The sequence below is a fragment of the Flavobacterium celericrescens genome, from assembly GCF_011392075.1.
Classification (GTDB): domain Bacteria; phylum Bacteroidota; class Bacteroidia; order Flavobacteriales; family Flavobacteriaceae; genus Flavobacterium; species Flavobacterium celericrescens.
This window is the reverse complement of record NZ_JAAJBV010000004.1, coordinates 177997-204208: the sequence shown is the minus strand read 5'-3', so window position 1 is coordinate 204208 and position 26212 is coordinate 177997. Positions and strand designations below refer to the sequence as shown.

Annotated in this window: 25 protein-coding genes and 2 tRNA genes; 10 read left to right on the top strand and 17 right to left on the bottom strand. The window is 31.1% G+C overall.

The window, feature by feature from the left end; translation table 11 throughout:
- Positions 1 to 51: 51 nt before the first annotated feature.
- The 8 genes from G4L40_RS07350 to G4L40_RS07315 form a co-directional block, all read right to left on the bottom strand.
- Complete coding sequence (locus G4L40_RS07350; protein ID WP_166236627.1) at positions 52 to 699, bottom strand: DUF4230 domain-containing protein; 648 nt, start codon at positions 697 to 699, stop codon at positions 52 to 54.
- A gap of 71 nt (positions 700 to 770) precedes the next feature.
- Positions 771 to 1916, bottom strand: coding sequence for a GNAT family N-acetyltransferase (locus G4L40_RS07345; RefSeq protein WP_166236553.1), 1146 nt, complete (start codon positions 1914 to 1916; stop codon positions 771 to 773).
- Positions 1917 to 1975: 59 nt separating this feature from the next.
- Positions 1976 to 2458, bottom strand: coding sequence for a DUF1761 domain-containing protein (locus G4L40_RS07340; RefSeq protein WP_166236552.1), 483 nt, complete (start codon positions 2456 to 2458; stop codon positions 1976 to 1978).
- 43 nt (positions 2459 to 2501) lie between these two features.
- Complete coding sequence (locus G4L40_RS07335) at positions 2502 to 3563, bottom strand: glycoside hydrolase family 53 protein (protein WP_166236551.1); 1062 nt, start codon at positions 3561 to 3563, stop codon at positions 2502 to 2504.
- Between the two features lie 21 nt (positions 3564 to 3584).
- Complete coding sequence (locus G4L40_RS07330) at positions 3585 to 4037, bottom strand: KTSC domain-containing protein (RefSeq protein WP_166236550.1); 453 nt, start codon at positions 4035 to 4037, stop codon at positions 3585 to 3587.
- Between the two features lie 192 nt (positions 4038 to 4229).
- Complete coding sequence (locus G4L40_RS07325; RefSeq protein WP_166236549.1) at positions 4230 to 4484, bottom strand: GIY-YIG nuclease family protein; 255 nt, start codon at positions 4482 to 4484, stop codon at positions 4230 to 4232.
- Between the two features lie 39 nt (positions 4485 to 4523).
- Positions 4524 to 4596 (bottom strand) — tRNA-Met (locus tag G4L40_RS07320).
- 28 nt (positions 4597 to 4624) lie between these two features.
- Positions 4625 to 4697: transfer RNA gene (locus tag G4L40_RS07315), tRNA-Met, on the bottom strand.
- Between the two features lie 117 nt (positions 4698 to 4814).
- On the opposite strand from G4L40_RS07315, the gene era reads away from it, so the two are divergent.
- On the top strand, positions 4815 to 5699 hold the full coding sequence (gene era, locus G4L40_RS07310) for a GTPase Era (RefSeq protein WP_026724151.1): 885 nt from the start codon (positions 4815 to 4817) through the stop codon (positions 5697 to 5699).
- A gap of 57 nt (positions 5700 to 5756) precedes the next feature.
- Here the strand turns inward: era and G4L40_RS07305 are convergent, their stop codons facing one another.
- A complete protein-coding gene (locus tag G4L40_RS07305; protein ID WP_166236548.1) occupies positions 5757 to 6248 on the bottom strand; it encodes a hypothetical protein in 492 nt (163 codons plus the stop codon).
- Between the two features lie 242 nt (positions 6249 to 6490).
- On the opposite strand from G4L40_RS07305, the gene der reads away from it, so the two are divergent.
- On the top strand, positions 6491 to 7801 hold the full coding sequence (gene der / locus G4L40_RS07300) for a ribosome biogenesis GTPase Der (RefSeq protein WP_166236547.1): 1311 nt from the start codon (positions 6491 to 6493) through the stop codon (positions 7799 to 7801).
- Between the two features lie 163 nt (positions 7802 to 7964).
- Complete coding sequence (locus G4L40_RS07295; RefSeq protein WP_235922608.1) at positions 7965 to 10718, top strand: outer membrane beta-barrel protein; 2754 nt, start codon at positions 7965 to 7967, stop codon at positions 10716 to 10718.
- Positions 10719 to 10763: 45 nt separating this feature from the next.
- On the opposite strand, the gene G4L40_RS07290 is transcribed toward G4L40_RS07295, so the two are convergent.
- Entirely contained in the window at positions 10764 to 12491 is a 1728-nt protein-coding gene (locus tag G4L40_RS07290; RefSeq protein WP_166236545.1) for a DUF6029 family protein, read from the bottom strand.
- A 2-nt stretch (positions 12492 to 12493) separates the two neighbouring features.
- Positions 12494 to 12967 carry a TlpA family protein disulfide reductase gene (locus tag G4L40_RS07285; protein ID WP_166236544.1) on the bottom strand — a complete coding sequence of 158 codons (474 nt, stop codon included), beginning with the start codon at positions 12965 to 12967 and terminating at the stop codon, positions 12494 to 12496.
- Positions 12968 to 13126: 159 nt separating this feature from the next.
- Here G4L40_RS07285 and G4L40_RS07280 point away from each other — a divergent pair, with 159 nt between their 5' ends.
- Entirely contained in the window at positions 13127 to 14416 is a 1290-nt protein-coding gene (locus G4L40_RS07280; protein ID WP_166236543.1) for an Omp28-related outer membrane protein, read from the top strand.
- 59 nt (positions 14417 to 14475) lie between these two features.
- Here the strand turns inward: G4L40_RS07280 and G4L40_RS07275 are convergent, their stop codons facing one another.
- The 5 genes from G4L40_RS07275 to G4L40_RS07255 are packed head-to-tail and all read right to left on the bottom strand — an operon-like array spanning position 14476 to position 17616.
- Complete coding sequence (locus G4L40_RS07275; protein WP_166236542.1) at positions 14476 to 15240, bottom strand: TPM domain-containing protein; 765 nt, start codon at positions 15238 to 15240, stop codon at positions 14476 to 14478.
- Between the two features lies 1 nt (position 15241).
- Complete coding sequence (locus G4L40_RS07270; RefSeq protein WP_166236541.1) at positions 15242 to 15679, bottom strand: TPM domain-containing protein; 438 nt, start codon at positions 15677 to 15679, stop codon at positions 15242 to 15244.
- A complete protein-coding gene (locus G4L40_RS07265; RefSeq protein WP_166236540.1) occupies positions 15679 to 16287 on the bottom strand; it encodes a LemA family protein in 609 nt (202 codons plus the stop codon). Before G4L40_RS07265 ends, G4L40_RS07270 begins: the two co-directional genes overlap by 1 nt.
- Positions 16288 to 16306: 19 nt before the next feature.
- Positions 16307 to 16639 carry a MerR family transcriptional regulator gene (locus G4L40_RS07260; RefSeq protein WP_166236539.1) on the bottom strand — a complete coding sequence of 111 codons (333 nt, stop codon included), beginning with the start codon at positions 16637 to 16639 and terminating at the stop codon, positions 16307 to 16309.
- On the bottom strand, positions 16639 to 17616 hold the full coding sequence (locus tag G4L40_RS07255; RefSeq protein WP_166236538.1) for a M23 family metallopeptidase: 978 nt from the start codon (positions 17614 to 17616) through the stop codon (positions 16639 to 16641). Before G4L40_RS07255 ends, G4L40_RS07260 begins: the two co-directional genes overlap by 1 nt.
- Before the next feature lie 138 nt (positions 17617 to 17754).
- Here G4L40_RS07255 and G4L40_RS07250 point away from each other — a divergent pair, with 138 nt between their 5' ends.
- The 5 genes from G4L40_RS07250 (at position 17755) to G4L40_RS07230 (ending at position 23540) form a co-directional block, all read left to right on the top strand.
- On the top strand, positions 17755 to 18612 hold the full coding sequence (locus tag G4L40_RS07250) for an SRPBCC family protein (protein WP_166236537.1): 858 nt from the start codon (positions 17755 to 17757) through the stop codon (positions 18610 to 18612).
- 83 nt (positions 18613 to 18695) lie between these two features.
- The gene (gene alaS / locus G4L40_RS07245; protein ID WP_166236536.1) at positions 18696 to 21332 is read left to right on the top strand and encodes an alanine--tRNA ligase; all 2637 of its coding nucleotides are present in this window, start codon (positions 18696 to 18698) and stop codon (positions 21330 to 21332) included.
- Positions 21333 to 21407: 75 nt separating this feature from the next.
- Positions 21408 to 22004: an outer membrane beta-barrel protein gene (locus tag G4L40_RS07240; RefSeq protein WP_166236535.1), complete on the top strand. Its 597-nt coding sequence runs from the start codon at positions 21408 to 21410 to the stop codon at positions 22002 to 22004.
- A 12-nt stretch (positions 22005 to 22016) separates the two neighbouring features.
- Complete coding sequence (locus G4L40_RS07235; protein WP_166236534.1) at positions 22017 to 22514, top strand: hypothetical protein; 498 nt, start codon at positions 22017 to 22019, stop codon at positions 22512 to 22514.
- 78 nt (positions 22515 to 22592) lie between these two features.
- Positions 22593 to 23540, top strand: coding sequence for a GSCFA domain-containing protein (locus G4L40_RS07230; RefSeq protein ID WP_166236533.1), 948 nt, complete (start codon positions 22593 to 22595; stop codon positions 23538 to 23540).
- Positions 23541 to 23720: 180 nt separating this feature from the next.
- Here the strand turns inward: G4L40_RS07230 and G4L40_RS07225 are convergent, their stop codons facing one another.
- Positions 23721 to 25637, bottom strand: a complete 1917-nt coding sequence (locus G4L40_RS07225) for an ABC-F family ATP-binding cassette domain-containing protein (RefSeq protein WP_166236532.1) — start codon at positions 25635 to 25637, stop codon at positions 23721 to 23723.
- Positions 25638 to 25781: 144 nt separating this feature from the next.
- On the opposite strand from G4L40_RS07225, the gene G4L40_RS07220 reads away from it, so the two are divergent.
- Positions 25782 to 26195 carry a DUF983 domain-containing protein gene (locus G4L40_RS07220; protein WP_166236531.1) on the top strand — a complete coding sequence of 138 codons (414 nt, stop codon included), beginning with the start codon at positions 25782 to 25784 and terminating at the stop codon, positions 26193 to 26195.
- Positions 26196 to 26212 lie beyond the last annotated feature (17 nt).

The following is a 26212-nucleotide window of genomic DNA, read 5'->3' as shown; positions in this document are numbered from 1 at the left end:
TTACAAATTTGATTCAATGACTTGGTATTCTCAATACGAATAAATACGTATTTAATTGATTATTTTTAATTCTAAATCTTTGTCATTTTTAACTACATTTCCTTTATAAGACAGTGTCCAACCCATAGAATTAGTAAGAATCAACATTTTAGAAAGCTCGCTCAACAATCTATTTTGAGCATTTGTTTTTAAGGTAGATTTCTCGATTTTTTTAGCCAAATTAGCTCTTGCAACTTTATTTATCTTATTGTAGTCTTCGCCTGTAAATTCGTTAAATGTAGAAGATTCTGTATCGTAATATTTAAAATCGGGACTTATTTTAATCTCTTCTTTTGGAATATTAGTAATCGTTAAAATTTTATTTTTTGCATCAATATCATACGTTACTTTGCTCAAGTCAAAACCAACCGTAACATCAGCATTTATAATAACTAATGCTTTTTTATCGAAAGATAAGCCAGGAATATAGGTTTCTTTTTTGTCTTTATACGTTAAAACTTCTGCAAAATGTCCTTCGGTTACGACTAATTTTCCAACATTTTTTATTTGAACTTGAATTAAATTGGTATCATATTCAATAGTTGAAGTTTCTGATTTTTTGGTGAAAAATTGATAAACAAAATAGCCAATTATCAAAAAAATAATCAAATACAATAGCTTTCCAGAACGTCCAATGGCCTGAACTAATGGAATTAACATATTTTTTATTGCAGTTTCTGTAGAAGATGTTCGTGCCATGATTAAAATTTTACACGAAGATATAAAGATTTTTACTTAAAAGGGTGACGTTGTTGCCAATTTAGTTCTGGTTCTAAGTTTTTGAAGATTTCACCAATAAAACGATTAATCAATTTGTTATTATGGAAGATAAAACCCGACATATTCACAGGTTTTGCACCTATTGAACTTTTAATTTCTAAAGCTGTTCGTCCGAAGATAATGCGTTTAAAACCATTTTCAATACCATATTCAGTCATATTGTAGAGCATATTCAAATACAACATATTTTCTTTTTGAATAGTTTCGTCATAGCCTAAAAAATAGGTTTCTAACGTTTCGTCATTCAATAAAAGTGTATGAAAACCAACTAATTTTTCATTTAAAAAATATCCAAAAATCTGAAATCGATTACCACATTGCTCCTTTAATGTCGAAAAATGATTCTTTGCTAAGAAAAAAGTGTTAAATGGAGCATTTTTAGCCACATAATGATACAAATCGTAAATGGTATTTTCATGTAGAAGTACTTCTTCAAAAGATAAATTTTTGACTACAATTCCATCATTTTTTTTATGCGCTCGCTTGTATTGGTCGCGGTATTTTTTTGAAAGTGCATTAATATAATCTTCAGCCGAGTTCCATTTTTTATCCAAATAAAAAATCATATTGGGCTGTGTATTGAATTCGTATATTTCTTTAAAACGATACTTTTTCAATTCAACAGAACAATTTTCGTAAAAATCTTTAAACGAAACCAAATGAATTTTTACACCTTTTTGTTTGAAATACAGCGTGATTTCATCTGCGCTTTGTAGCAAAATTTCGCTAATACATTCAAAATCTATTTCTTTAGAAAACACGTAACCATTTTGTCCTGTTATCATATTATTTCCAAGAAACAAAGTATGAGAAGCAAAATTTTTAAAGATAAAATTACGAATAACTGTTTTGAAACACTTATCTCTTTCTCCAAACGATTCGAGTTTATTCAAATCTAAATATTGCGCTAAAGAAACACCTATTAATTCTGATTTTTCAAAAATTCCAATATAAAAACATTCCATATTTACTGGCGCCGAGCGTTCCAGCACTGATAAATAAGGTGTTTGCAGAAAAACATTACTTTGAGCTACTTTGTCCCAAAGTGAAGGCAATGTTGCAATTGAATTGTATATTTTAAAAGTAATTCCGTTCAATGTAAAAAAATAAATCGCTCCACAAATGTAGAGCGATTCCTATATAATTAAATGTTAAATTATTTCCAGCCGCAAATTATTGCTCCCATTAAAGTCATTACCACAATCCAATAACCAGAAGTTATTGCAACATATTTAAACGATTTTTGCTCGAATAAACTATTGGTAGCTACAACTGGTAAAGCGATAAATAATCCAGACATAAATCCATGTAATGCACCATGTTTAAATGTTCTAAAAGCATCTTGATAATCTGACATAAAAGCCGCATAAGATGGTAATGCTTTTGACTCATCGCCTCCAACCATACCTAAAGCACCAAATTGGTGTATAGTTAAAGGCATCATAATAAAAGCTAACATAAATGCAAAAACAAACGTTAATCCGAAGATTTTTGCCATGTTTCCTTTTTTTGCACTTTCTTCCGTCATTCCGATTTCATTCATCCAAATCGTTCCGAAAACTTTTGGATTATACCAAACGAATCCAACAACAAAACTTGATAAAGCAGCTACTAAAACAGCTAAAAAATTAATTTCCATAATTGATATATTTTATTGGTTAGTGTATCAAAAATAAGAAAATTTAATTAAAAATCGACATTGCAGGTAATGCCTTGTGATTAAAATCCCATAATGCTTGATTTTCCCATGAAGAACCATTTGTAGATGTTGCTCCTCTGAAAGCTATCCATTCGGTTCCCCAATAACAAAATCCTAATCCACTTGAAGTATTTTTTACTGTGTTTTTGATTTGTTGTAAAAAAGCTTTCTGTCCTTCTGGAGAAGCAGGATAATTAGGGTGGATTTGATTTGGCAGACCAATTACATTATTGGTCCAATCGTTCCAATCGAATGTAAATGGATAAGAAGTTTCGGCAACTAACACTTTTTTATTATGTGTTTGTCCTAATGTAGTTATAGTTTGTTGCAATAAATTTATATCCGTTCCATGCCAAATGGGATAATAAGATAATCCTATATAATCGTAATCAATTGCAGCAGTTTTAGAAAAAAACCATGAAGCACCATCAATTCCTGCATAATGCAACATAATTTTTGTAGATGAACTATTGGCTCTAATTGCTGTACTTGCACTTTCTAAAAGCAATAAAAATTGAGATTCGTTGGATGCTAAATTTCCTTCAGGAAAAATAAAACCATTATTGATTTCATTACCAATTTGAAAAATATCTGGTTGTATTTCGTTTACTATTGTTGTGGTGTAACTTTCTACTTGAGCTCTTAATTGTGTAAAAGTCAAACCATTCCATGCTGTTGGTTTTATCTGATTTGCAGGATCAGCCCAAGTATCTGAATAATGAACACTTAACCAAACTTTCATGCCCTGATTTTTAACACGTTGTGCTAAAGCTTTTACTTCATTAAAACCAGATTGATTTATGGTTGGTGTATGCCAAAGCCGAATTCGAATCGTATTGCAACCTGCATTTTTAAGAGTAAGCAGTGCGTCTTCAGGAATATTGTTGTTATTGTAGTAAACGGTTCCTTCAGATTCTATCAAGGGCAACATTGACATATCTGCTGCCTTGATAAATTCATCTGTATTATTTGATGCTTCTTCTTTAGAACAAGAAAAAGTAATGAGAATAAATAATAGAGCTAATAATTTTAATCCAATTTTCATTGGATAAAGGTACAAAACTATTTATTCGCTTGCTACTAATTTTGAAGCGCTTCTATATAAAAACTCATTATAAATGTGTCTTCTTGCAAAACGACTTGGCGATTCTGCATTCACCATTTTTATATAAGTTACTTTTGGAACACTAAAATATTCATAGTTGCTACCATCTAAAAATGAAATATACAACACACCATTATCCATATAAAAATCTTGGATATTAACTGTCGTTGTTGTTTTTAAATAAACTTCTTTATTTCTCTCTTGTGTTTCAGGAGCAATACTCACCAAAAAATGATATGCTTCAATAATATTTTTACTTCTTTCTTCTGCAGCTAAACGCTCTACCGGATCAGCAATAGTATCTGGATGGTCTTCCTTCATGCTATTTCTGTAAATCGTTTTTAATTCTTTTAGCGTGGCTGTTTTAGTAACATCAAGTAACTTTCTGTACTCGGCAATTTTCTTTGGATTCATAGTTATTTTAAAATAAAGGTGCAAAAGTAGTGTTTTATTATTAAATCAAGCAAGGAAATAAAACAAAAGCAATCGCAATTATTTGTTAATGAATCAATTATACAAAAAAAAAGCTCCACATTTCTGTGAAGCTTAGTAGCGGGAACAGGACTCGAACCTGTGTCCGCCGTGGCGGATATAAGCCCGACGAGCTTATAATTTAGAAATTATTTCTTTTATAAACTCTCTGCCTTTTCCAGATTTCAAAAGTTTCTCTCTTTTTAAAGCCTCAGATTTTGTTGTGAAAAACTCAACACATATAACTTGCCAAGGCCTAAATTTAATTGTATAACCTTTTTTACTCAAATAATTGTGAGATTTAAAACGTTCAATCAAATTTGACGTAAAACCAACATAAGTTTTACCATAATCCTTAGATAATAATATGTAAACCACAAATTCTTCCATAACTTTATAAAAAAAGCCTCACATTTCTGTGAAGCTTAGTAGCGGGAACAGGACTCGAACCTGTGACCTTCGGGTTATGAGCCCGACGAGCTGCCTACTGCTCTATCCCGCGATGTACGGTTGTAATTCAAAATTCTTAGTAGCGGGAACAGGACTCGAACCTGTGACCTTCGGGTTATGAGCCCGACGAGCTGCCTACTGCTCTATCCCGCGATTTGTGAGTGCAAAGGTACAATCTTTATTTAAAATTACAAGACTTTTTTAAAAATAATGTTTTCTTTCTACTATTTCAGGCGTTATCACTACCTTTGTACTCATAAATATATTGAAATGGAGCACAGAGCAGGTTATGTAAATATCATTGGAAATCCGAATGTAGGGAAATCAACTCTTATGAATGCGTTTGTAGGTGAACGTCTTTCTATTATCACATCGAAAGCGCAAACTACGAGACACCGCATTTTAGGAATTGTAAATGGAGATGATTTTCAAGTTTTATTTTCAGATACGCCTGGAATTATAAAACCAGCGTATGAATTACAAAATTCGATGATGGATTTTGTAAAATCGGCTTTTGAAGATGCTGACATTTTGGTTTACATGGTAGAGATTGGTGAAAAAGAATTAAAAGACGAAGCATTTTTTAATAAAATCATCCATTCTAAGATTCCAGTTTTACTGTTGTTGAATAAAATTGACAAATCAAACCAAGAGCAATTAGAAGAGCAAATGCAATTGTGGAAAGACAAAGTACCTAATGCCGAAATCTACCCAATTTCTGCTTTAGAAAACTTTAATGTGCAAACGGTTTTTGATAGAATTATCGAATTACTTCCTGTTTCACCAGCGTTTTATCCAAAAGATGCTTTGACTGACAAACCTGAACGTTTCTTTGTCAACGAAACCATTCGTGAAAAAATCTTATTGAATTACGACAAAGAAATTCCATATGCAGTAGAAATTGAAACGGAAGAATTTATTGAAGATGACAACATCATTAGAATTCGTGCCGTAATTATGGTAGAACGCGATACACAAAAAGGAATCATAATTGGACACAAAGGTGCCGCTTTGAAAAAAGTTGGGATTCAAGCCCGTGAAGATTTAGAAAAATTCTTCGGAAAACAAATTCACTTGGCTACTTACGTTAAAGTAAACAAAGATTGGAGAAGCAACGAACGTCAGTTGAGACGTTTTGGGTATAACCAAAAGTAAGAAGAAAGAGTAAAGAAGAAAGATAAAAGACACCTGATGAATATTCATCAGGTTTTTTTATTCCAAAACCTTGTACATCAAATCTTCCAATTCGTGCATTTGAGGTACACCGCGTTCTCTGTTTAATCTAGCCATAAAATAGAGCGAAAACCAAAACACAATCATAATACCCATTATACTAAAGTCTAAAACTAAAGATTGACCAAGCGACCAATGTGTATAAGCCATCATAGCAAAGACCAAAAACAACCCTGCAATGATAAAATGAAGAAACATAAAAAGTGTCCAAAGCAATTGTTCTGGTCCAAACAATCCCTTCACTAATGTTTTGCTTTCATCAGCTTCTAACTCAATGTGAAGAAATGGCGAGTAATGTTTTCGTTTTGCTTTACTAAAATAAAAATAAATATGCTCGTCAATTATCTTTATTTGATAATCCGCAATAAGTTCTTTTTTTAATACCAAAGCTTTCTCTAAAATTTTCTCAACGCTATTTTTTGATTCAACCTCAAACTTTGGTCTTAATGCGATACTTTTTTCTGGTTCCATATTCTAGGATTTTGAGCTAATATATTATTTTTTTAACAATTGTTAAACTTATTTTATAATTTATAATCAATAAAATTATGAAAGCCATAAAATTAATTCGCTTTTTTTATTTAAAGTGCAATTCGACAAATAGAAAGCTACTAGAAAAAAGCAATAAAATGAGTCTAAAATTTTGTAGATGTATTCATTAGCACAGGAAAGCATCAAAAAAAATTGTACTTTTGCAAATTCAAAATAAAGTTATGAATAATATTGTTGCCATTGTAGGAAGACCAAATGTTGGAAAATCCACTTTTTTTAATCGTTTAATCCAGCGAAGAGAAGCTATTGTTGACTCAGTAAGCGGTGTTACACGTGATAGAAATTACGGAAAAAGTGAGTGGAACGGAAAAGAATTTTCTGTAATTGATACAGGCGGTTATATAAAGGGTTCGGACGATATTTTTGAAGGAGAAATTCGTCGCCAAGTAGAATTGGCAATTGACGAGGCTGATGCTATTATTTTTGTGGTTGATGTGGAAGAAGGCATAACTCCGATGGATGACGAAGTGGCGAAATTACTTCGTAAAGTTAAAAAACCAGTTATTTTAGTTGTAAATAAAGTAGATAATGCTATGCGAGAAAAAGACGCATTTGAATTTTACAACTTAGGATTGGGTGATTATTATACCATTTCAGGAATGAGCGGAAGTGGAACAGGAGAACTTTTAGACAAATTAGTTGAAGTACTTCCAGAAATGCCTGAGGTTACTGAAGAAGTAGAGCCATTACCAAGATTTTGTGTAGTAGGAAGACCAAATGCTGGAAAATCATCATTTATCAATGCATTAATTGGAGAAGATAGATTTGTAGTAACAGATATTGCTGGAACAACTCGAGATGCAATTGACACAAAATACAACCGTTTTGGATTTGAATTCAACTTAGTAGATACAGCTGGAATTAGACGTAAAGCCAAAGTAAAAGAAGATTTAGAATTTTACTCGGTCATGCGTTCGGTAAGAGCGATTGAGCATAGTGATGTTTGTTTGTTAGTTATCGATGCGACTCGTGGATTTGAAGGACAAGATCAAAGTATTTTTTGGTTAGCAGAAAAAAACAGAAAAGGAATCGTAATCTTAGTCAATAAATGGGATTTGGTTGAAAAAGACACTATGAGCGCTCGTGATTATGAACGTAAAATCAGAGAAGAATTACAACCTTTTACAGATGTGCCAATTCTTTTTATATCTGCTTTAACAAAGCAAAGATTATTAAAAGCATTGGAAACTGCTGTTGAAGTTTTTGAAAATAGAAAACAACGTATTTCGACTTCTAAATTCAATGAGTTGATGTTGCCAATTATTGAAGCAACGCCACCACCAGCTTTAAAAGGAAAATATGTAAAAATTAAATATTGTATGCAGTTGCCTACACCAACACCTCAGTTTGTGTTTTTTGCCAACTTACCACAATATGTAAAAGATCCATACAAACGTTTTATTGAAAATAAATTGAGAGAACAATACAATTTTAGTGGCGTTCCCATAGATATTTATTTTAGACAGAAATAAAAAACAAACCGAAGTTAACGCTTCGGTTTTTTTATAAATGTTGTTAAACTTTTCGTAAGAAAATTTTTATTTACACAATAAATATTTTATTTCGCTGTTATTTATTCTTAAACTAACTAACCTTCTTTATATGCTCAAACAATGCTTTTTTTACATTCTACTTTTGTTTGTAACAATTTCTTTTGGACAAAATACAATTTCCTTAAAAGGAAAAATATTAGACAAAAAAACAGCAATTCCTGTTGAATCAGCAACAATATACCTAAAAACAGTAAAAGACTCAACTGTTATTGATTACACAATAACAGACAAAAACGGGAATTTTTTAATAGAAATAAAAAAAATAGATAAACCCGTTTTTTTTAAAGTTTCATTTACCTCCTATTCTGAGTATTCAGAAAAACTTGAGAATCTTCTAGAAAGTAGAGATTTTGGCATAATAAGATTAGAAGAAGACATCAACACCTTATCTGAAGTAGTAATAAAAGCAGAAGCACCACCAATTACCATTAAAAATGACACATTAGAATTTAACGCTTCTTCTTTCAAAGTAAGACCAGATGCAAATGTCGAAGCACTTTTAAAACAATTACCTGGAGTAGAAATTGATGAAGAAGGTAAAATAACTGTAAATGGGAAAGAAGTGAACAACATTCTAGTTAATGGCAAGCCATTCTTTGGTAAAGATGGAAAAATTGCAACTCAAAATCTTCCAGCTGATATTATCGAAAAAGTTCAGGTCACTGATACTAAAACAAAAGAAGAAGAACTTTCGGGACAAGATGCAACTTCAGATGAAAAAACCATCAATTTAACCATTCAAGAAGATAAAAACAAAGGTGTTTTCGGAAAAGCAAACGTTGGCTATGGCACAGATAATAGGTACGAATCGAGTTTACTATTTAACTATTTTAAAGACACACAAAAAATCAGTATCCTAGGCTCTTCAAATAACATTAATTCTATTGGGTTTTCAATGGATGAAATATTTGACAATATGGGAGGCGGAAGAAATAACTCTATCTGGGTGAATGACAATGGTAGTTTTGGAATTAATGGAATGCAATTTGGCAGCAACAATGGAATCACAAAATCCAACATGATAGGTGTTAATTTTGCAGACGAATGGGTAAAAAAGAAAGTAAATCCAAATGGTAGTTATTATTACTCTAATGCAGAGACCAATAATAATAACCGAACAAACAGAATTAATCTACTTCCTACTGGAAATACAAATACTTTAGCAGAATCAAAAACTAAATCTATTTCTGACGGACATAACATTGCCATGGATTTTGAAATAAAACTTGATTCTACAACAACTATATATGTAAGCCCAAGTTTTTCTAGAAACGAAATAAAAAACAACAATTCTGGCTTTGATGCAACATTTGATGAAACCGGAGCCTCATTGAATGAGAACACTAGTGACAATAAATGGTCAAGCGAGAGCAATACATTTAAAAACAATATTTATTTCTATAAAGAATTGAAGAAAAAAGGCAGAGGAATTAGTGCTTCAATAAATAACGAAAATAACAAATATGACTCGGATTTATTTACGAAAACAACAACAACATTTTTTCAATCTGGGAGTTCAAATGATAACAGAGACCAATTTAGAATTGATAATTCAAAAAAAGATAGTTTTAGAGCAGAAATAGGTTATTCTGAACCATTAAGAGACTCATTAATTTTTAATTTTGAAGCTAGATATAGTTACAAAAAATCTAATGAATTAAGAGAAACCTATGATTTTGACACTACATTAAATTCTTATTCAAATTTTAATGATTTGCTTTCAAATGACATCATTTCTACTACTTCATCAGTCACACCAATGGTTGGTATTAGTATTAGAAAAAAGAAAATTAGAGGAAGTATTTCCATGGGTACCGAAATTATAAATTTCAACAATCAATCAACCTATTTATCAAATAAAACTTTGGTAAACAAAAACTATATGTATCCAAAAATGAATGGCTATGTTAGTATAACTTTAGGTAAATCAAAATCGATATATAGTTATTACTCTTATGAAGTAAACTTGCCTTCAGCAAATCAAATTTTACCTTTTGAAAATTTAGCTAATCCACTTAATACATATATTGGAAATGCAGATTTAAAACCTAACGAAAACTATTCTATATACACAAATTTCAACAACTATGATTATGCTACTCGAAGTGGTTTTTATGCTTATGCTGGAGGAGATTATAATGTAAATCAAATTGTAGCTTCTACAACATACGATAGTGATTTCAAGGCAACAACTACCTATCAAAATGTAGACAGAGCATATAATACATATGTAGGTTTTAGTTTAAACAAATCATTGAAGAAAGAAAAAAGAACATTTAAATATGGCTTTGGAATGCAATTAGGTTATGATTATAATCAAGGATTAACAAATACAGAATTATTTGAATCTAAAGGGTTAAGTCTAAATCCAAGAGCTAATTTATCTTGGTCTATTGATGAATTAATCACAATTAGTCCATCATATAAATACACCTACATTACAAATGATTACACAAATTATGTTATTGATAATACCAAAAATTTCAAGCATAGTGCTAAGCTAGAAATCACAAGTTATTGGCCTAAAAAAGTAGTTTTGGGAAGTGATTTTGGCTATAACTACAACTCTAATATCGCAGATGGTTTTAAGAAAGACTTCTATCTATGGAATTTGAGTTTAGGATATAATTTCTTTCAAGACAAATTATTAGCTAAAGTAAAAATTTATGATGTATTAAATCAAAATATAAGCACAACACGAACTATTACCCCAACAGCAATTACAGATATGGAAAATACTGTTTTACAACAATATGCAATGTTTTCTTTAACCTATAAATTAGAAAAATTTGGAGGTAAGAAAAAAAACGATGGTGGAGTAATTATAATTAATTAAAAAATGCCCCTTTAATTGGGGCATTTTTCTTAAAATAGCTTATTTCTAATTAAATGAAGTCGTAATCGTAAAACCAAGTCCTGTACTTGGCGGAACAAATCTGCAAACACCTCCAGCACAAACTAGACCACCTCTTTGACGTCCATAATTCAATGCAAAACGAGTACTTCCTTTTTTATAGGCACCTCCTACATTATAAAAATGAATATCAAAAGGATCTGTTTCATGATCTATTAAATTTGCATTTGCGTCATATCCATAATTATACATATCAGACGCAAACATTGAAAACTTAGTATTAAAATTATATTCTAACAAAAGCGCCGCCCAATTTTTTCTATCGTTATCAGCCCACATATGCTCTACTGCTAGTTTTGCTGCTCTTCCATTGGAAAACTTATAATCAAATTCAGCTGCTAAAATATTAGTTTTTACAGTTACATTTGAAGCTCCTGTAATATATTGATTATTATAATATTGATTAATAAACGCAAAAGAACTTGTTAATTTTGGACTTAATTTTTTAGTAACCTCTATATTGAAATCAGAAAAATATTTTTTACCAAAACCAAAAAAATCTGTTTTATAATCTGGTGGAAACAAAGTGTAATCCCCTTTTAAATTATTCCAATTACTAAAATTAACAGCAATTTTAGTTCCGTATTTCCCACCCAATGTAGTTGTCTTAGCAAAATCATAATAAAAATCGATTTGACCACCTATTTCACCTGCTTTTCCAACGCCATTATTAGGATCTAAATAAACCAAAGATTGCGCTTGATACACATAAATATTAGCCAAATTAAAATGATGTTGCTTAGTCAAACTAGGAACAAAATTCATCAATTTATCATTGAAATAAATACTTGTTTTTTCTGGCGCTAAAACTTCTGGTTCTCTTTCAGAATAAAAACTAATATTTTCTAATCTTCTAAAAGTAGCATCTAATCCAAATCCTTTTTTGGAATATCCAAAATTCATTAATAAAGCGGTACCAGGTTTTGTATAATCATCTACAATATTTGAATCATATAAAACGCCGTCTTTTGACTTATAATTAAACTCTGTAGACCAATAAAAATTCCCTTTTGAAAAATTAAATCTACCGGCATAGGCATTAGTTAATTCATCAAAATCTGGATTAATCATATCTGTTTCCTCGTATCTTCCAACATAAGAAAAACCAACACTTAAATCTGAACTTTCAATTTTTAACAACTTAAATAAATTAATATCTGAATTAAATCCAAACACATCACCACCAGAAACATCAAAACCACTTCTATGTCTTCCATAAAGTGCAGTAAACATAAAATTATCTGTTGGTGTATAAGTGATTTTTCCTCCTCGAAGTGCATTATTAATCCCTAATGAGCGATCCTCCCAGCTTCTTAAAAGTAATCCACTTCCAAATTGCTCATAAAAATAACCAGCAGTAACATCTAATTTATTAGATTTATAATTTAAATAATAGGTTGCTACATTGGTTTCATCATATTTTGGATTATAATTTTGAAGTGCATTTGGAGCATAAGATTCTCCTTGAATACCCGCTGTCCATCTTCCATAACTATAATTCAAATTCAAATAACTATTTGAACGAAACGGATCTTCTGGATGATTAATTTCTCTGTTTTTATCATTTGTGTACCATTGCGAATTAGATTCAAAACCTCCAAAAAAGTTTCCTTTTTTTTCTTCTTTAACTTCTTCTGTTTGACCAAAAGAAATTCCACTAAATGCAATTGCTATTATTAGACTAATTTTTTTCATGCTTATAAACTTTTTAATTTGGCTAATAATTCTTCTTCAGCACCTGGCGTATGGCCATTTTGAACAAAGACAATTTGATTATTTTTCACGACAACTAAATAAGGAATATTTGCAATTGACAATTTTCTTTTTAAATCCTGATTAGAATCTAAAAGAACCGTATAACTCCATCCTTTACCATTAACTAGTGGTTTTACTCTTTTTTGAGTTCTAGAATCATCTGTTGCTACTGCAATAATTTCAACATTTAATTGTGTTTTCCAGTCTTCATATACTTCGCTAATAGCTTCTAATTCTTGAATACATGGTGCGCACCAAGTTGCCCAAAAAGAAAAGACATATAATTTATCTTTTTCGTTAAAACTTGAAGTAGCAATAGTTTCACCATCAATACTTTTAACATTTACAGTAGGAAATTCTTGTTGAGAATACATAAAATTCCCAACAAATAGTAAAAAAAGGGCTAATGTTTTCATTTGTTGTGTTTTAATATTTGAGCAAATAAAATGATTTAAGTCATAATTAGCAACAAAAAAAATAACTTTTTATTATATAATTTTTAACATTATATTAAAAAAAATGTTTTATTTGCAATACTAAATTTTATTAACAACAACAAACCAAATCAATTTATTATGAAAAAAATCCTATTAGTTATTGCTTTTTTAAGCACCTCAATTTACACATCTTGTAGTAGTGATGAGAATGGAGGTAGTTCAACAACTGTAACCATTAGTTCTGATTATGCTTCTAGATATGTAAATGAATTAATAACATTTACTGCCACTGATGGAGATGGAAATAATGTTACTAGTGAAGCTGTTTTTTATGTTAACAATACAGCAATTATTGGTAATACTTATACTTCTTCAGTTATTGGGTCATTTGCTGTAAAAGCTACTTTTAATGGAGTAACAAGTTCAAATTTAAATGTATCGTTTTCAGCATCTCCTGCACCACTAACTTCAATAACTATTAGTTCTAATAAAACTTCAGCAGATATAGGTGAAACAATCAACTTCAATACCATTGGGAACAATGGATATAATCTAACTGCCAATTCATTGTTTTTTGTTAATGGTACTCAATTAGCGCAAAACACTTATGTTCCAACTGCAAGTGGTGTGATTAGTGTTTATTCAACTCATACAACTCAAGGCGGAACTACACTAACTTCTCAGACCATACAAATTACAGTTAACAACTCTATAAACTTTAATAAAAGAGTACTTATTGAAGATTTTACTGGTACATGGTGTGGTTATTGCCCTAGAGTTGCTTATGCTATTGAACAAGTAAATACTCAAACTACTGATGCAACAGTAGTTGCTATACACAGAACATCTGGCACTGGTTTTGATCCATATAATTTCTCTGGTGCATCAACATTAGAATCACAAGTTGGATTAACGGGCTATCCAACTGCTGTGTTAAACAGAATAACAAAATGGAGCTACCCTGAACCATCATATGTATCTCAAGCTGTTAATTTAACTACTGGAACAAATCCAAAAATTGGATTAGCAATGGTTACTTCTACTTCAGGCAACACTTCGGATATTGAAGTTAAAGTTAAATTTGGTAAAGATTTTACCAATTTAAAATTGGTTGTTTATGCATTAGAAGACAACTTGATTTATAATCAAACCAATTATACAACATACTATGGCGGAACTAGTACAATTAGCAACTTTGAGCATGATCATGTCTTAAGAGCTGTATTATCTAGTAGTATCTTAGGCGAAGTAGTAACTGGAAGTACAAACTTTAATGATGAGTTTTCTAAAACATTTTCATATACTATACCAAGTAATGTTAATGCTAACAATGTACGTTTTGTAGCTTTTATCATTGATTCATCAAATAAAGCACTAAATTCAAGAGAGGCTGGACCAAATGTTAATCAATCATTTGAAATTCAATAATATTATTACCTAAATAAAAAAGGCTTGCAATTGCAAGCCTTTTTTATTTTAAAATATTACTACCAACTTCCACCTGCTCCACCACCAGAAAATCCGCCACCGCCGAAGCCGCCACCAAATCCTCCAGATGAACCGCCTCCGAAACTTCCTCCTCCAAAGCCTCCACCATTACTTCTTCCTAAGCTACTAAGGATTATGATATCTCCTAAATCTAAACCGCTTCCACCTCTATAATTTCCACCACCTTTATTTCCTCTTGAAGTTAACACTACAAGAATAATAATAAAAATAACTATTAGTATAAAAGGCAACGGATTATTCGATTCTTTTCTAGAACCTTTATATTTTCCTTTTAGAACTTCAAAAATAGCATCGGCACCCTTGTCTAAACCAGTATAATAACTTCCTGCTTTGAATTCTGGAATAATGACGTTTCGAATAAGTTCTCCGTTGATTCCTGCGGTTAATCTATCTTCTACTCCGTAACCTGAGGAAATATGAATTTTTCTATCATTTTTAGAAAGTAAAATTAGGATTCCGTTGTCTTCGTTTTCCTGACCAATTCCCCATTCATGGGACCATTTTGGAGTTAAAATACCAATATCTTCTCCTTTTAAATCTTCAACAGTAATTACAACTATTTGAGTTGTAGTAGAATCCGAGTAGCGAACTAATTTGTTTTCTAATTCTTTTTCCTCTGTTGGATTTAAAACATCTGCATAATCGTAAACACTCGTTTGAAAACTAGGCACATCAGGAATAGTAAACTGTGCTTGAGCAACTATTCCATTTAAAGCTAATACAAATAAAAACAACTTTTTCATATTAACTTCTTGATATTTCGTTAGACAACTCGTTAGTATCATCTGATTGATAAGGGAAATATTTTTTCAATCGTTCACCAGCACTTAAAATTCCTTCAACCAAGCCTTTCTTGTATTTTCCTTCTTTAAAACTTGCAATTATTGTATCTTTTGTACAATTCCAAAAATCAGATTCTACAACCTCATTAATACCTTTATCACCAATTATAGCAAACTTTTTTTCAGAAACACACACATAAAACAAAACACCGTTTCTATCTTGTGTTTCGTTCATTTTCAATTCAAAAAAAACCTCCTGAGCTCTGTCAAGAGGTGATTTTTCTGAATGTTCTTCTATGTGTACTCGAATCTCTCCCGAAGTGTTTTTTTCGGCTTCAACAATAGCATGAACAATTTCTTGCTCTTCTGCTTTTGATAAAAAATCTTCGGTTTTTGACATTATTTTGCTTCTTTTTCGTTTCCAAAATCAAACTCAACATCTACTGGTTTTTCTGCACCAGCTACTGCATCAAAATATGGTTTTTCTTTATAATTACCTAAAAACATTGAGTTAGGAAAAACCAAAATATAATTATTATACTTTTGAACAGATTCATTAAAACGAGTTCTTGCAGTTAAAATTTGATTTTCTGTACTTGCCAACTCATCCTGTAATTTCAAGAAATTTTGATTTGCTTTTAAATCAGGATAATTTTCAACTGTAAGTAATAATCGAGACAAAGAACTATTCAAATTTCCTTGTGCTTGATTAAATTGAGCTAATTGTTCAGATGTCATATTTGAAGGATCTATTTTGACTTGACTTGCGCTAGCTCTTGCATTTGTTACTGCTTCAAGAGTAGATTTTTCGAAATCAGCTGCTCCTTTTACAGTTTTAACTAAATTTCCAATCAAATCATTACGTCTTTGGTAAGCGGTTTCTACATTACCCCATTCTTTACTTACTTCTTGATTAACTTTAACGGCTCCATTTTTAATATTCACATACCAAAATGCTACTATCAAAAGTAAACCTCCTACTACTATCCAAGGCAAAAATTTTCTCATAATTTCTAATTTTAATTGTTTAAAGTTGATTTTTAATTGTTGTTAATTGTGCTTTTATAGTTTCAAGTTTATTAATAATATCAAACTTGTCTAATGTTTTTTTCTGACCTTCTTTCAAATGTGTTTTAGCACCATCTAATGTAAATCCACGCTCTTTCACCAAATGATAAATCAATTGCAAATTCTTCACATCTTCTGGTGTAAACATTCGATTCCCTTTAGCGTTTTTCTTTGGTTTTAGAATGTCAAATTCTTTATCCCAAAAACGAATTAAGGATGCGTTTACATCAAATGCTTTGGCTATTTCGCCAATGCTATAATATCTTTTGTTTGGTGCTAATTCTAAATGCATTAGTCTAATGATTGGTTTTCTTGATTTGCTAATTTTGAAATCTCAATATATTCTTTTGCTGAAATACTTCCATAATAAAAATTCAGCGGATTTACACGTTCACTACCTTTAAATACTTCGTAGTGCAAATGAGGTGCCTGACTTCGTCCTGTACTTCCAACATAACCAATAATGTCACCTCTTTTTACACGTTGGCCAGGTCGACATTTGTATTTACTCAAATGAGCATACAATGTTTTATAACCATAACCATGATTAATTTCAATATGATTCCCATAACCCGACAATGAAGCATCTGCTTTATATACAACACCATCTCCAGTAGCATAAATTGGCGTTCCTGTTCGGGCTGTAAAATCCATTCCGTAATGAAATTTTCTAATTTTCGTAAACGGATCACTTCTATAACCATATCCGGAAGCCATATGCTTCAAATCTTCATTTTTAACAGGCTGAATTGCAGGAATTGCTGCTAACAACTTTTCTTTCTGTTTGGCCAAAGCTACAATTTCATCTAATGATTTAGACTGAATAACCAATTCTTTCGTTAATATATCAACACGCTTTGTCGTGTTTTCCATCAACTCAGAATTATTGTATCCTTGCAAATCTTTATATCGATTAACACCTCCAAAACCTGCTTTTCTTTCTTCTTCAGAAATTGGAGTAGTATTAAAATATATCCTATAAATATTATTATCTCTGTTTTCAATTGCTTCTAAAACTTCATTCATCAAATCTAGTTTTTTGTTCAAAACCTTATAATTTAATGCTAAAGCTTCAATTTCTCTTGCTTGTATCTTATCTTTTGGTGTCTCAAAATAACTAGTATTAATCAACAGTAAAAAAATTAAAAATCCAAACAATGCCGAAGACAACAAAAACAGCAACACATAGGCAAATTTCTTTCTTTTTCGGGTTTGAATTCGCTTGTAAGCTAAATTTTCTGAATCGTAATAATATTTTACCTTCGACATATATGAAAATATACTATTTTTGTGCCAAATTTATTGGTGTGACATAAGTTATACGAACAAATTTAAGAAATGTTTCATTCTAAAGCTATTTTATTTTTTTTAGAATATTTAATAAAAAGAAAATCAAACAATTAAGCCATGGCTATAATTACTGTAGAAGCTGTTTTTGATACTGAAAAACAAAAAGTATGGGAAGCAATAACGAATCCAGAAGTGATGAAAATTTGGTATTTTAATATATCAAATTTCAATCTTTCTATTGGCAATGAATTTTCTTTTTATGAAACAGATGGAACTACTTATCTTCATCAATGTAAGGTTTTAAATTTTGAAGAAAACAAACTGTTGCAACATACTTGGACACATCCAGAACAATCTAAAGGAAGTTCAGTTTTAACATGGAAAATTGAAGAATTAGGAGAAAAAATAAAAGTAATTTTAACTCACGAAGGTGTTGAAACTTTTGCAGATGCTGGACCAAATTTCACATTAGCCAATTATGAAATGGGCTGGAATGCTTTGGTTAAAACAAGTTTAAGAAACTACCTCTATGGAATTAAAAAAATGGTTTTCAATCAAGATATAAAAGCTTCTGCAGAAACTGTTTGGAATAAAATGTGGAACAAAGAATCATATACAGAATGGACAACTCCTTTTTGTGCTGGGACTTATTTTACAGGCGAAATCGAATTAGGAAGTAGAATCCATTTTATTGCTCCATCATTTGAAGGAATGTATAGTGATGTTTTTTATCTTATCCCAAATAAATTAATTATTTTTAAACATATTGGGATGCTAAAAGATTTGAAAGAATTACCAATTGACGCCGAAACTGAAAAATGGACTGGAAGTTTTGAAACTTATAAATTAAATGAAGTTGGTGGAATTACAACCGTAACAGCTGAAATTGATTGTGTTCCCGAATACATTGATTATATGAACGAAAAATTTCCGCTCGCGTTACAAGAATTAAAAAAAATATCAGAAAAAAAATAAAATAATGATATCGCATCTAAAACAGCTTGTGAAATAATCACAAAATGTAAAATGCGATTCGATATATTAAATATATTATACAAATGAAATCACAAGACATACGTAAAGCATACCTTAATTTTTTTGAATCAAAAGGACATTTAATTGTTCCTTCTGCGCCAATCGTTTTAAAAGACGACCCAACTTTGATGTTCAACAACTCGGGAATGGCCCAATTCAAAGAATATTTCTTAGGCAATGGAACTCCAAAAAGCCCAAGAATCGCCGATACGCAAAAATGTCTTCGTGTTTCGGGAAAACACAATGATTTAGAAGATGTAGGTTTTGATACGTATCACCACACCATGTTTGAAATGCTTGGAAACTGGTCGTTTGGCGATTATTTCAAGAAAGAAGCCTTAGCTTGGGCTTGGGAATTTTTAACAGAAGTTTTGAAATTAGACAAAGACCGTTTGTATGTTTCTGTTTTTGAAGGAAATCCAGCAGAGAACGTTCCATTTGACCAAGAAGCATTTGATATTTGGAAACAATACGTTTCGGAAGACCGCATCATTTTAGGAAATAAAAAAGATAACTTCTGGGAAATGGGCGACCAAGGTCCATGTGGTCCATGTTCGGAAATTCATATCGATTTAAGAACTGATGCTGAAAGAAATGCAGTTTCAGGAAGAGATTTAGTAAATGCTGACCACCCACAAGTAGTGGAAATTTGGAACAACGTATTTATGGAATTCAACCGTAAAGCCGATGGTTCGTTAGAAAAATTACCCGCACAACACGTAGATACCGGAATGGGATTTGAGCGTTTGTGTATGGCGATGCAAAATGTAACTTCAAATTACGATACAGACGTTTTCACACCGCTTATCGCGAAAGTTGAAGAAATTACAGGATTAAAATATACTTCAAACGAAGTTAAAAACATATCAGAAGAACAAAACAAAACGAACATTGCGATTCGTGTAATTGTAGATCACGTTCGCGCGGTAGCTTTTGCTATTGCTGATGGACAATTGCCTTCAAATACGGGAGCTGGCTATGTAATTCGTAGAATTTTACGTCGTGCGATTCGTTACGGATTTACGTTTTTAGGCACAAAAGAACCTTTCATTAATAAATTGGTAGAAGTTTTAGCCAATCAAATGGGCGAATTTTTCCCAGAGATTAAATCGCAACAACAATTGGTTACTAATGTAATTCGCGAAGAAGAAGCTTCTTTCTTGAGAACTTTAGAACAAGGATTACAATTATTAGATAAAGTAGTTACTGAAACATCAGGAAAAGAAGTTTCTGGAGAAAAAGTATTCGAATTGTATGATACGTTTGGATTCCCAAAAGACTTAACGGCTTTAATTTTAAAAGAAAAAGGCTATTCATTTAATGAAACCGAATTCGAAACCGAATTACAAAAACAAAAAGCGCGTTCTCGTGCAGCTTCAGAGGTAACTACTGATGACTGGAAGGTTTTAATTGATGGAAACGTGGAAACTTTCGTTGGGTATGACCAAACCGAAAACAACGTTAAAATCACTAGAATTCGTAAAGTAGATTCTAAAAAAGATGGTGTTTTATACCAAATTGTTTTAGATAATACGCCGTTCTATCCAGAAGGTGGTGGACAAGTGGGTGATAAAGGAACATTAGTTTCTGCAAACGAAACCATCGAAATTATCGACACGAAAAAAGAAAACAACTTAATATTACATTTCGCAAAACAACTTCCTGAAAACGTGGAAGCAGAATTTGTAGCCAAAGTAAATACCGATTTAAGAACTTCGACTTCTAAAAATCACTCGGCTACGCATTTGATGCATTTGGCTTTGAGAAGTATTTTAGGAACGCATGTGGAGCAAAAAGGTTCTTTGGTTAACCCAAATTATTTACGTTTTGACTTTTCTCATTTTTCTAAAGTTTCGGATGAAGAATTACGTCAAGTTGAAGCAAGTGTGAATCAACAAATTGAAGCACAATTGCAATTGGTAGAACACAGAAATATTCCAATCAAAGAAGCTTTAGATAAAGGTGCGATGGCTTTATTTGGAGAAAAATATGGCGATAATGTTCGAATGATTGAATTTGGAGACAGTAAAGAATTATGTGGTGGAATTCACGTGAAAAACACGGCTGAAATTTGGCATTTCAAAATTGTTTCAGAAGGAGCAGTTGCGGCAGGAATTCGTCGTATTGAAGCAATTACAGGCGATGCTGTGAAAGATTTCTATAAAAATCAAGAAGATACTTTGGCAGAAATCAAAGAAGTATTGAAAAATCCACAAGATGTTTTAAAATCAGTGGCTTCATTACAAGATGATAATGCGAAACTGAAAAAACAATTAGAGCAATTAGTAAAAGAAAAAATCGAAGGATTAAAAAATACGTTGATTGCCGATTTCCAAGAAATCAACGGCATCCAATATTTAGCAAAACAAGTAGATTTATCTATGAATTCGACTAAAGATTTAGCACAAGCTATTGGAACTTCTAAACCAAATGCTTTTGTATTCTTAGCATCAATTGAAGATAATGCGCCAAATATTCACTGCTACATTTCAAAAGGATTAGTTGCTGAAAAAGGATTAAACGCAGGAAACGTCATCAGAGAATTAGGAAAACTAATCGACGGAAATGGTGGTGGACAACCTTTCTTCGCATCAGGAAAAGGGAAAAATGTGAGTGGAATTAAGGAAGCGATTGAGAAAGCGGTTGAGTATGTAAAATAATCAAAAATAAAAATACCGACAAATTTGTCGGTATTTTTATTTTTGATTTGTATAAATTTAACTAAATGTATTCCAATGAAAAAATTATTTTATCTATTTGCTATTCTTTTTACCTGTATTACTTCAGCACAACAAGAATTTTCCTATGGATTAGTAATAGGCAATAGCTTTTACACAATAGGAAACAACAATGGCACCACAACTTTTGAAACTGAAGACAAAGTCTCTTCTTTTACAATTGGTGGGTTTGGTGAGTATAATTTTACTGAAAATATTGGAATGAAAGTAGATATGTTATTTTCGAAAAAAGAATTTATCTATTTTTCCAACAAGCAAGTCTTTGAAATGAATTTTATTGATATAGCTCCAAATTTTAAATATGACTTTGGTGAAACATACCGAAAGGGCTTCTATATGTTAGCAGGACCAAAAATTTCATTAATTACAAATGCAAAATCCGAAGGAGAAGATGTAAAAGATAGTTTTGAAACATTTAATTTGGGTGCTCAATTAGGATTTGGGTGGCGAGTATTAAAATTTATTGATATTCAAACAAAATTAGATTATGAATTAACACCATTTTTTAAATTGAATAATGGTAATAAAAGTAATTTCTTTGGTGCTATAATTTCTGCAAATATTGATTTAGCTAAAGTTTTTTCAAATAATTAACTACTATAAAACATGAAACTATTTTATTTCTTAATCTTCACAATCCCTTTTTTAGGATTTTCTCAGGGATTTTCGCCACCAAGAAACAATGTCAATGTAAGCAATAAGTTGTTTAGCCAACAAAATCAATTAATGCAACATCAACATTTGATGAAAACTTTGCAAAACAAATTAGCCACTGACGAAGAAAACTTAGTTACTGAGACTAACAAAACTGATGACCTAATAAACAAAAACGAGGAACTAAATTCAAAATTAAATCAATTAAATGAAGAATTAGCTACGATTGAGAATGATACAAACCTTACTGTAGATGAAAAATCAAAAAAGTCAGCAAAAATTAAAAAAGAAATTAGTGCAACTCAATCAAAAATTAATTTGAATTCAAAAAAAATAGAAATTTCTACAAAAAAGAAAGAAAATCTAGAAAAAAGAATTGAAGCTTCAAAAAAAGAACTCGAAGAAAAAAAGAAAGAAGAAGAGAAAAAAGAAGAAGAGAAGAAAAAATAAATTCAAATCCCGATAAAAATAAAATTTATCGGGATTTCTTTTTTATCACTATCTTTGAATATCAATGAAATATTAAAAATGAATTTCACTACAAAAATTCCAATTCAAAAAAGTAATCTTCCAATAGACTATGCTTCTAAAATAGTTTTATTAGGCTCTTGTTTTGCGGAAAATATGGGTGAAAAATTTGAGTATTTCAAATTTCAAACGGCTATAAATCCATTTGGCATCATTTTTAACCTGGTTTCTTTATGTAGAATTATCGAAAGAAGTGTTCAAAAAAACTATTTCACTGAAAACGATATTTTCTTTCATAATGAATTATGGCATTGCTTTGATGTGCATTCTGAATTATCTAATTCTGATAAAGATGCGTTTTTAGAATCTTTAAACGATTTAATCAATTCAACAAATAAACAATTAAACGATTCAACACACATCATAATCACGCTAGGAACATCATGGGTGTATCGAAATATTGAAACCAACGAAATTGTCGCTAATTGTCATAAAGTACCACAAAAACAGTTTACGAAAGAATTACTATCCATTGAAACTATTGTGCAAAGTTTAGAATCGATACTTTTTCATGTGTCGATATTGAACCCAAATTGCAACTTCATTTTTACAGTTTCACCAGTGCGTCATATAAAAGATGGATTTGTAGAAAACACATTGAGTAAAGCGCATTTGATTGCAGGAATTCATAACTTGAAACTCGAAACTCGAAACTTGCAATATTTTCCTGCTTACGAAATCATGATGGATGAATTGCGCGATTATCGTTTTTATACTGAAGACATGTTACATCCAAATCAGACAGCAATTGATTATATTTGGATAAAATTCTTTGAAAATTATATTTCGGAATCAGAATTTGGGTTGATGAATCAAATTTGTGAAATTCAAAGGGCTCTGAAACATCGTCCGTTTAATCCAAATACAGCAAATCATCAAAATTTTTTGGCATCAATAGATACTAAAATTTTAAAAATTCAAGAAAAGCTCCCTACCATTCAATTTTAAAAATACGACAAAAAACGTATTTAAACAGCAACTAAAATACTTGATATTTACCTAATTAATAATTTAGAATATGAAGTTAGTTTATCCAAAATATTTTAGAAAAAATAAAATCGCAATAATCATAATAATCATTGCGATTGCTTGTTTGGTTTTAAATTGTTATAACATATGGTTTTGCAATTAGCTATTCACCATTTCAATTTCTAATTGCACATTTTCCCAATCTTCTAATAATTTTTCCAATTCTTTTTTCTTTTTCTCATAAGCTGCAAAAAACGTAGCATCTTCAACATGTTTGTCATAATTTGAAGCTAATGCTTTGTCATCATGCTGAATGTCTTTTTCTAACTGTTGAATTTGGCTTTCAATTTTACTCAATTTGTTTTGCAATGATTTTGCTTTTTTCTGATCTTCATAAGAAATACTTTTGACAGCCTTATTTGTATTTGCAGGCACAACAACATCTTTCTTTTCGATTTCACGCATATTCATAGCGTTTTTTTGTTCTAAGAAGAAATTGATATCACCTAAATATTCTCTAATTTTCTGATCTTTAAATTCATAAACAATATTTGACATTCCTTGCAAGAAATCACGATCGTGAGAAACCAACAACAAAGTTCCTTCAAACTGTTGTAATGCCGCTTTTAAAACGTTTTTAGACTTGATATCTAAGTGATTGGTTGGCTCGTCCATTACTAAGACATTAATCGGCTGTAAAAGCAATTTACAAAGCGCCAAGCGATTTCGCTCACCACCCGAAAGTACTTTTACTTTTTTCTCAACATCATCACCTCTAAACAAGAAAGCGCCAAGCATATCGCGTACTTTTGAACGATTTGTGTCTGTTGCAGCATCTTCCATAGTTTGTAACAACGTGATTTCGCCGTCTAAATATTCCGCTTGATTTTGAGCAAAATATCCCAATTGTACATTATGACCCAATTTGATAGAGCCGTCATATTCAAATTCATTCACAATGGCTTTCATGAATGTTGACTTTCCTTGACCGTTTTGTCCAACGAAAGCTACTTTACTACCACGCTCTACTAAAAGCGAAATATCATTTAAAATAACTTTATCGCCATACGCTTTGGTAACATGTTCTGCTTCAACAACAACTCTTCCTGGTGTCTGCGAAACGGGAAACGAAATATTCATTACTGAATTATCGTCTTCATCCACTTCAATTCGTTCAACTTTATCTAATTTTTTAATCAAGGATTGCGCCATCGATGCTTTAGAAGCTTTGGCACGAAATTTCTCGATTAACTTCTCCGTTTCTTCGATTTTTTTAGCTTGATTTTTCTGAGTTGCCAATTGTTTTTCACGAATTTCTTGACGCAACACTAAATATTCAGAATACGGTTTATTGAAATCGTAGGCTTTTCCTAATGAAATTTCGATTGTGCGATTCGTCACATTATCCAAAAACATTTTATCGTGTGAAACAATTACGACTACACCAGGGAAATTTCGCAAAAAACCTTCTAACCAAATGATACTTTCAATATCCAAGTGATTCGTTGGCTCATCTAAAAGTAAAATATCGTTAGATTGCAATAACAGTTTTGCTAATTCTATACGCATTCTCCAACCACCCGAAAATGTATCTGTTTGATTGTCAAAATCTTCTCTTTTAAATCCAAGACCTAAAAGAATTTTTTCGGTATCACCCACATAATTATAACCGCCTAAGACTTCGTAATGGTGTGTAACATCACTCAATTCTTCAATCAAATCAGAATATTCTTGACTTTCATAATCGGTACGCGTTACTAATTGATGGTTGATTTCGTCGATTCGAAATTCGGCACGCTTAATTTCTTCAAAAGCTTGATAAGCCTCTTCCAAAACTGTTCTTCCTTTAACAAAATCAATATCCTGACGAAGAAAACCAATTTTAACCTCTTTCTCTGTTGCAATTTGACCAGAATCGGGTGCAAAATCTCTTGCTAAAATTTTCAACATAGTTGATTTTCCAGCACCATTTTTACCCACAAGTCCGACTCTATCTCCAGCGCCCAATCTAAAAGTTACTTCTTCAAAAAGATAAGTTCCACCAAAGGAAACCGATAAATTATGTATGTTTAGCATTTAATTAGTTTAAATGTTTATGAGTTTATGGTTTAAAAGTTACTATTCGATTAAACTCAAAATTCAGTAAACAAATTGATATTTGTAATAATTGTTACACAAGAGATAGTTAGATATTGTACCTTTGCGTAAAATATTTTGCAAATGTTAAAAAAAGGATCCAAATTAAATAGTATTTTAACAGGAAGTTGTCCAACTTGTCATGAAGAAAGCATGTATTTAGACAAAAATCCGTATAATGTAACCAATGTTTACAAAATGCATGAAAATTGCAGTCATTGTGGAACAAAATATAAAATAGAGCCTTCGTTTTTTTATGGTGCTATGTATGTTAGTTATGCACTTGGGATTGCGTTTGGAGTAGCTGCATTTATTATCACCTATTTTTTTATTGGCGAAAAAAGTTTAGTCAATAATTTCATCGTTATTATTGCAACATTAATTGTTTTTATGCCAGTAATTATGCGATTATCACGAAATATTTGGGTTAACATGTTTATGAGTTATGACAAAGATTGGAAACAACACAAAGGTGAAAAAAAAGCCACTTTGAGATAATAAAAAACCGAAACAAA